Below are 7,592 nucleotides of genomic sequence, written 5' to 3'. Positions count from 1 at the left end.
GGGTTGATTACATTATTGGATGAACCCGTTATTGATATCAGTTATATGGTCAATTACTTTTGTGAAATGAGAGAGAAATACGGGTTAAATACTATTGTTGGAGATGCTTTTCGTCTGGATATTGTAAAACAAGCATTAGAAGAAGCRGGKTTCAAAGTTTTATATATATACAAAACCCTCATGCAATCTATGCAAAACTTGCWCCTAGAATTGAAATGCTCTTTGCCCAAAAACGTATTATTTTTGGAGATAAYCCATTGATGAGGTGGAACACRAATAACATTGTTGTAAAAGTTAAAAATGATGGAAATAAAGACTTTGTCAAAAAAGATGAAGTTAGGAGAAAGACAGATGGATTTTCAGCTTTTGTCTACGCTCTGTGGCAAGCTGATCAAATACTAATCGATGATGTGGACTTTTTCTTAGATGATATAGAATTTTAATAGGCTCTGTAAAAGGATGTTGTTGATTATATTATGGGACTATCGGGGCAGTGTAGTTGAAGAAATATAATTGTTTATATATATATACATTAAAATAGTCCTACATAAATGTTGTAATTTGTGATATGATACAAAAGTTAACAATTTTGTTAGTCTGTGGCCATATACTAATCTATTTTACTTGACAAAGGAATGGTATTATTTATGAAAACAAAAATTTTTTCGTTTGGTATAGTCGCTTTATTATCTTTTGTAATGGCAGTTCCAACATTAGCCGCCAGTAATTCGTATGGTTTCTCAATGTCAGCATCGGTTGTAGATGGAAGTAAAAATGGAGAATATCATACATTAAATAAGGGAACAGCAAAAATAGATGGGTCTCATTATGTATCTTCTAGTCGCCCTGGTGCACTTACTCCCAGCAAAGTAACTTATCAATTATGGAATAAAACATCAGGTAATAGTTTTGGTAAAGTAACAGCTACACCTGATGCTAGTGGATCAAAAAACTTTTCCGGTTCATATTCCGGGCTTGGTGGTGGCTCAAAGTATTATCTACTCATTATGAAAGGTGACGATGGAAGAACAGTTAAAGGTTCAGGAAAAATATCTAATTAACCTTCAAATTTTAAAAAACAAAGAACTTATAATTAGTTTATAAGTTCTTTGTTCGTTATTTTTACGTTAGAGGAGAAAAAGAATGGCTATTTATTTTGAGGGATTGGTTACTTACTGTTTAATGATTTTATTTGTGATTTTAGCGCTTATTTTAAAATTTAAGTTGAAAAAAACTTATACTTATTTGTTGTTTTTTACCATTATGTACATCTATCTGTGTAACGTTATCGACATAACCCAATTCCCAATTTACAAAGACGATGATCAAAGAGAAATATTTGGCGGGCAAAACGTTTTTAGAACTATGAATCTCATACCCTTTCAATATGGATTTACAAAAGACAGTTTTTTAAATATTTTAATGACTGTACCACTTGGTTTAGGGCTGCCTTTCTTAATTAAAGCCTCTTTCAAGAAAATCTTTGGAGCAGGTTTATTAATGGGATTATCAATAGAATGCACTCAACTGTTAGTTGCTTTATACGCAGGATATACGCTTAGATATGTCGATATTGATGATATCATTTATAATCTTTTAGGGACACTAATGGGTTATCTAATACTATTTAAACTATTCAAAATTACATTGAAATTCATTGTAAAAAAGTTTGATATGAAATTCAATCCACTATTAAAACACATGTATAATGCTTAAACTCCATTAATAACTAGTCATTCAAGCACCTTATGCTTTCATTACAACACCATTCCCAAGCATATCAACTTTTGATACTAAAGAAGGAATTAACGAATAGGTAATGCATAGCATAATAACATTCATTTGTCTACGATATGTTGCATTCATTAAGAAACACTAGAGGAGACCACAATTTAGTGGTCTCTTTAATTTGTTTAAAATTCGACATTAATGAACAAAGCCTTAAAAAGGAGGGGAGATATTGGGAATATTAGACCTGGTGAAATGCAKAAATAAAGAACTTGAATTTATGTTTGATTTTGATTTAATCCAAGATACTTCCAAGAAAATTCACATGAAGCAATTGGCCATTCAAACATGTATCAATATGATTGGCCGTACTATCAGCCAATCGGAATTTTATGTGAAGAAAGATAAAAAGATTGTGAAGGACGAAATGTACTACCGGTTAAATGTCAGACCGAACCCGAACATGTCAGCCAGCCAATTTTGGGAGACTGTTGTCCATAAGCTGATTTATGACAATGAGTGTTTGATTATCCAGTCAGATACCGAAGATCTATTAATTGCTGACTCATTCACACGAGTCGAATATGCCCTGGTTAATGATTCATTCAAAGATGTAACCATTAAGGACTTTACGTTTTCTCGAACATTTCAAATGAACGATGTTATTTATTTGGAATATAGCAACAAAAAGCTATCAACTTTGTTTGATGGCTTAAATTCCGATTATGGAGAACTATTTGGCAGGATCATAGAATTTCAGAAACGTAAGAATCAAATACGTGGACTTGTTGATGTAGAGGCTATAACTGATAAGTCGGAAAAGGGACAAGAAAAATTACAGAATTATATAAACAAAATATACAATGCATTTACCTACAAGTCAGTAGCTATTGTTCCACAACAAAAGGGATTTAAATTAGAGGAATTAAAGAGCACGTCTCAGCTTCAAAATGTTGATGAAGTCGCCAAGGTAATTGATGGTTTTCTAAACCAAGTTGCCAAAGCCTTAGGTATTCCAGCTTCGTTACTTCATGGTGATATGGCTGATGTAGAAAAGCCTACACGGAATTACATGACATTTTGCATTGATCCGTTTTTGAAAAAAATTAAAGATGAACTGAATGCAAAAATGATTGATAAAAAGGAATACCTGGCAGGAATGAAGATGGAAGTCATGCGCGTCTCTTATAGCAATATGTTTGATGTTGCCACTGCTGTCGATAAGTTAAGATCATCCGGTACTGTAAACGGAAATGAACTGCGTGAGGAACTTGGCTTGGAAAGGGTGGACGATCCTATGATGGATAAATACTTCATCACAAAAAACTATCAAGAAAGTTCAGAAGCACTTAAAGAAGGTGAGAAAAATGAAGCATAAAATCAAGGGTGATATTATCAATTGGAAATCGAGTATTTGGGATTTTAACTATCAAATGAAGTCTATAAAAGAAGAGGAGGATAGTGATTTATCCGTTAATTCTTACGGTGGCGATGCCTTTTTAGGATTTGATATTTGTAATACTCTTAAAGATCATAAAGGTCTTGTTACTGTGACGATAACAGGAATGGCGGCAAGTGCTGCATCCGTTATTTGTATGGGTGCTGATAAAATACGAGCGCATGCAAATACCATGCTGATGGTCCACAACGCTCAAACATTTGTAGGTGGAGACGCTAAAAAACTTCGAAAGGCTGCTGATGATGTCGAAAAGGTTAGCCAAACAGATATGGATATTGTTTTAAGGCTATGGGCGGGCGCATTCGCAGGTCTTAGTGGTACTGGTCTTTATGAAGTATTCAATTATCGATGATGTGGACTTTTTTTGGATAATATAGAATTTTAATAGGCTCTGTAAAATGATGTTGTTGATTTATGAACTAAGGGCATGGTAGTTCTATAATACCTGCCCCTTGTTTAATGATCCTCCTTGTCTCCATTGATTGTACAATTCTACAAACTCTTCTGTTACTTGGGCTTTGGGCCGGACCAAAAAAACATACGTTTTGAAACGCCACAATCAATCGTGGTATTTTCTCGAAGAAATATATGAATAACTCAATAAAAAAAGTCGTAATTCATTATTTATAAATAATATTTTAATATTGACATTATTGTTTAATTTGGTAATATTTTATTGTTGTTCCATTTTTTTCTTTTATTAATTCGTTAATTTAGTTACTTATAAATATTATTATGTAGTTCTATTAATTAATTAATTAATTAATAATTAAATGGATAAAAAAACAAAAATTACTTTAGGTGGTTAAATGATGTATGAGAAGGTCATTAACGAAAAGTTAAATAAACTAAAAGAAAGTGGACAATATCGCAAATTTGTCATTCTTAATCGTATAAGTGGTCAATATCCCTTAGCCCAATTAAACGGTGATGAGAATGGAAAACCTGTAGTTGTATGGTGTAGTAATGATTATTTAGGAATGTCTCAGCACTCTGTAGTAACTGATGCAATGCAAGAAGCAATTAGAATGTTTGGGGCTGGATCAGGAGGGTCTCGTAATATTGGAGGAACTCATTATCAATATGCCCAGTTAGAAAAAACTCTTGCAGAATGGCATGGCAAAGAATCAGCTCTTGTTTTCCCCACAGGTTATGGTTCAAACGATGCAACACTACAATGCTTATTAAAACTTTTTCCAAATTGTATGGTGTTTTCAGATGAACGTAATCATGCTTCTATTATTAATGGAATTCTAAGCACTAAAGTTGAAAAATCTATATTTAAACATAATGATGTGGAACACTTAGAAGAATTACTAGAAAAGCAACCCCTTGATCGTCCAAAAATAATAGTATTTGAATCAGTTTACTCAATGGATGGGGATATTTCACCAATTGAAGACATTATAGCTCTTGCTAAAAAGTATAATGCTCTTACTTTTCTAGATGAAGTCCATGCAATTGGTATGTATGGACCTAGAGGTGCTGGGATTGCTGCAGAGCTTGGAATTGCTCACAAAGTAGATATCATTCAAGGTACAATGGCAAAAGCAATTGGTGTAATAGGTGGTTATATTACTGCTTCTGCTTCATTAATTGATGCTGTTCGTTCTTTTGCATCGGGATTCATTTTCACCACTTCCTTACCTCCAGCCGTTGTAGCTGCTTGTCATGCTAGCATTAAACATTTGATATCGTCGGATAAAGAGAGAATCTCTCTGCAAGAAAAGACAAATACTTTAAGGGATTTTCTTTCTAAAGCAGGTATTCCAATTATGGAATGCAGTGAAACGCATATTCTTCCAGTTTTGATTGGAGATGCAAAGAAATGTAAGGAAGCAGCTCAAAGATTACTTGAGGAACATCAGATATACCTACAACCTATTAATTCTCCTACAGTAGCTGTTGGGACAGAACGTTTTAGAGTTAATGTTACACCTAACCACTCTGAAGACCAGATATCCCAGTTAACAGCTGCTTTAAAAGAAGTGTTCACTTATTTTAATATTCCTTTTTCCAAAAAGTTAGATTTAGTAAACGTATGACAAACTTTATGTACATCTTTTGTTTATTAGTATGGGGGCTTAATTTTATTGCCGTTAAAATTCAAGGTACACCTGTGAGTTTAGAATTATCTTTATCATATCGTTTAAGTATGTCGGCCATCCTATTTTTCATTCTATTGTGTATTCTTAAACCAAAAGGAAAACCTATGAAAAAGGATGTTCCATTTATTATTGTGTTTGGAATATGTAATTTTGCCTTAAGCTATTTATGTCTTTATTACGCGACTATCTTAAGTTCAGCAGCTATGGTGACATTAATATTTTCATTGAAAGTTATTTTAACACCCATTGCTCTTCGTATTTTTTTAAAAGAACAATTACATTCACATATTTTAATAGGTGGGATAATTGGTGTACTAGGGGTTTGTATAGTTATATACCCAAGTTTAAATAATATTCATGGATTTAATGATATAAAAGGTATTCTAATAGCAGTACTTGGTACTATCCTTACTGCAATAGGTGATGCTAGCTCAGCTAGAAACGCGAAGAAGAAAGTAAACCCTATCTATGCAAATGTACTTGGATTTACAGCAGGAGGAATCCTTTTATGGGCAATTGTGTACATTAAAGGACAAGTGGTTAGTCTACCAACATCTATTTCATATTTATCTGCTCTGTTCTATTTAACTATATTTGCCTCCTTTGGAGCTTGGCTATTCTATCTAAAACTTGTAGAGAAAATAGGTGGAGCAAAAAGTGGATACATGGTTGCTCTTTTTCCAGCAATTGGAGGTATAGCTTCAGTAATGATTGGTGATTCAGATCCATCCATTTACTTGGCGGCTGGTTGTTTTTTCAGTTGTTTAGGTGCCGCTATTGCATTAGGATTAGGCAAGCGTTTTGGAAAGACAAACTTGAATGAAGAAAACTCGATTAGTAAATAAGGCTTTTTGCTGTAATACCTTATTATATTCCTAGTTCACGGTGAATCTTAAAAAAATGTTTGTCATTTTAGAAAAATAAAATTGAACAATCTAATTCTAAAAAGATTATTATGCCCACAGATAAATGAAATTTTACAATATACATTATTTTTTGGCGAGATTCTTTTAATAAAAATCGAGTTGATCTGCCCCGTAAATGTTAGACACCAACTAATATTTACGGGGTGTTTTTTTATGGCTTGTACAATTTGAACGTTGATTGGAACGTAGTGCACTCGCTTCCACATCCGCCCTCATTGCTTCTAGCGGCATTTCTACCTCAATATTTTGCAGAAGTTTAACCCGGGTAATTTCACCAGCCGTAAATGATTGGTCATCGTCATCTGTTAAAACCGCATAATAAAATTCATTCACACCAGTTGATGCTTTATAACTTTTTTTCATTAATCACTACGATTTTTAAAAATAAGGCTATGTTAAATTTTATTGTTGTTTTATTAAAAGTTAAAAGGTATTAGAGAAAGTTATGTACTGTAGCAGAGGCAACGGCTGAAGCTGCATATTTCTTAGGTTCTATCCGTTCTTTTCGTTTAAATTATCCGTTCTTATCTTGAAGAAAATAAGAAGGTGCAAATAAAAAGATACTAACTGACGCTGCTCTTGCATTTTAGAAGCTATTGAAGATGCAGGATACACAGCTATGCTATTTACAGGGTAAATCCTTTCTTGAAAATCATTTAGATGAATCAAGATTGAAAAAGTATGCTTTGTGGATTGCTCGATACAATAGCACTTTGGGACGCAGTGCAGATATTTGGCAACATTCTGATACAGGAAAAGTAAATGGTATTAGTACTAAGGTGGATTTAAACTTAGCCTATAGGGATTTCACGGACACAGTAAATAGTGTTAACCCAAATAATCTATCGGAGAATACATCAACAACTTATATTGTGAAAAAGAACGACTCACTTAGCTTTATTGCAAAAAAATATAATACAACCGTAAAATCTCTTGTTAGTCTTAACGGAATTAAAAACCCGGACAAAATTAATATCGGTATGAAACTGAAAGTCAATGGATCGGTTTCAATAACAAATAGTACCAAAAAGTATCACACTGTTAAAGGTGGCGATACCGTATCAGCTTTAGTTAAAAAATATGGAAGTTCCACATCTAAAACCTGGAATAGTATAAAAAACATCGATAAAATTTATGTCGGTCAAAAATTACGTGTGAAATAAGTAAAAGCCCTTACTCGATTTGAGTAGGGGTATTTTTATAGCGCTGTTTAAAGTACATTCAATTAACAGGTGCATATGATAATTTTATAAACTGTGTGAAGGGTTGAGAAAAATGTACTATGTTCCTTATATCCATACCTATCAATATCAAAATCCTTATTATGTTAATGTACCAATGTATAACTATGTAAGAAATCCTGATTATTGG

Annotated in this window: 8 protein-coding genes and 1 pseudogene; 8 read left to right on the top strand and 1 reads right to left on the bottom strand. The window is 33.1% G+C overall.

From position 1 onward, the window contains the following. The 7 genes and pseudogenes from AC1DVK_RS25815 to AC1DVK_RS25785 all read left to right on the top strand — a co-directional run. Positions 1-443, top strand: a pseudogene (locus tag AC1DVK_RS25815) (terminase TerL endonuclease subunit); the annotation flags it as partial. A gap of 204 nt (positions 444-647) precedes the next feature. Next, positions 648-1,061 (top strand): hypothetical protein, encoded by a 414-nt coding sequence (locus AC1DVK_RS25810; RefSeq protein WP_477627715.1) that lies wholly within the window; start codon positions 648-650, stop codon positions 1,059-1,061. Between the two features lie 82 nt (positions 1,062-1,143). Then, entirely contained in the window at positions 1,144-1,716 is a 573-nt protein-coding gene (locus tag AC1DVK_RS25805) for a VanZ family protein (RefSeq protein WP_477627714.1), read from the top strand. A 244-nt stretch (positions 1,717-1,960) separates the two neighbouring features. Further along, a complete protein-coding gene (locus tag AC1DVK_RS25800; protein WP_477627713.1) occupies positions 1,961-3,106 on the top strand; it encodes a phage portal protein in 1,146 nt (381 codons plus the stop codon). After that, positions 3,096-3,539: a Clp protease ClpP gene (locus AC1DVK_RS25795; protein WP_410862092.1), complete on the top strand. Its 444-nt coding sequence runs from the start codon at positions 3,096-3,098 to the stop codon at positions 3,537-3,539. The genes AC1DVK_RS25800 and AC1DVK_RS25795 overlap by 11 nt, the downstream gene beginning before the upstream one ends. A 460-nt stretch (positions 3,540-3,999) precedes the next feature. Continuing rightward, positions 4,000-5,232 carry a 5-aminolevulinate synthase gene (gene hemA / locus AC1DVK_RS25790; protein WP_477627712.1) on the top strand — a complete coding sequence of 411 codons (1,233 nt, stop codon included), beginning with the start codon at positions 4,000-4,002 and terminating at the stop codon, positions 5,230-5,232. Continuing rightward, positions 5,229-6,140, top strand: coding sequence for a DMT family transporter (locus tag AC1DVK_RS25785; protein ID WP_410862094.1), 912 nt, complete (start codon positions 5,229-5,231; stop codon positions 6,138-6,140). Before hemA ends, AC1DVK_RS25785 begins: the two co-directional genes overlap by 4 nt. A 210-nt stretch (positions 6,141-6,350) precedes the next feature. Here AC1DVK_RS25785 and AC1DVK_RS25780 read toward each other — a convergent pair whose 3' ends face one another. Next, complete coding sequence (locus tag AC1DVK_RS25780) at positions 6,351-6,584, bottom strand: hypothetical protein (RefSeq protein ID WP_477627711.1); 234 nt, start codon at positions 6,582-6,584, stop codon at positions 6,351-6,353. Positions 6,585-6,823: 239 nt separating this feature from the next. Here AC1DVK_RS25780 and AC1DVK_RS25775 point away from each other — a divergent pair, with 239 nt between their 5' ends. Then, positions 6,824-7,384, top strand: a complete 561-nt coding sequence (locus AC1DVK_RS25775) for a LysM peptidoglycan-binding domain-containing protein (protein ID WP_477627710.1) — start codon at positions 6,824-6,826, stop codon at positions 7,382-7,384. Positions 7,385-7,592: the final 208 nt, after the last annotated feature.

This window comes from Peribacillus sp. P4_B1, from assembly GCF_056402395.1.
Note: the sequence above shows the minus strand (reverse complement) of the source record. Positions and strands in the feature narration are given on the sequence as shown.

Coding starts and splice junctions, on each gene's coding strand:
- AC1DVK_RS25795 (WP_410862092.1), top strand. CDS start 3,096: ATGAAGCATAAAATCAAGGGTGATATTATCAATTGGAAATCGAGTATT.
- AC1DVK_RS25785 (WP_410862094.1), top strand. CDS start 5,229: ATGACAAACTTTATGTACATCTTTTGTTTATTAGTATGGGGGCTTAAT.
- AC1DVK_RS25805 (WP_477627714.1), top strand. CDS start 1,144: ATGGCTATTTATTTTGAGGGATTGGTTACTTACTGTTTAATGATTTTA.
- AC1DVK_RS25780 (WP_477627711.1), bottom strand. CDS start 6,584: ATGAAAAAAAGTTATAAAGCATCAACTGGTGTGAATGAATTTTATTAT.
- hemA (WP_477627712.1), top strand. CDS start 4,000: ATGTATGAGAAGGTCATTAACGAAAAGTTAAATAAACTAAAAGAAAGT.
- AC1DVK_RS25775 (WP_477627710.1), top strand. CDS start 6,824: ATGCAGGATACACAGCTATGCTATTTACAGGGTAAATCCTTTCTTGAA.
- AC1DVK_RS25810 (WP_477627715.1), top strand. CDS start 648: ATGAAAACAAAAATTTTTTCGTTTGGTATAGTCGCTTTATTATCTTTT.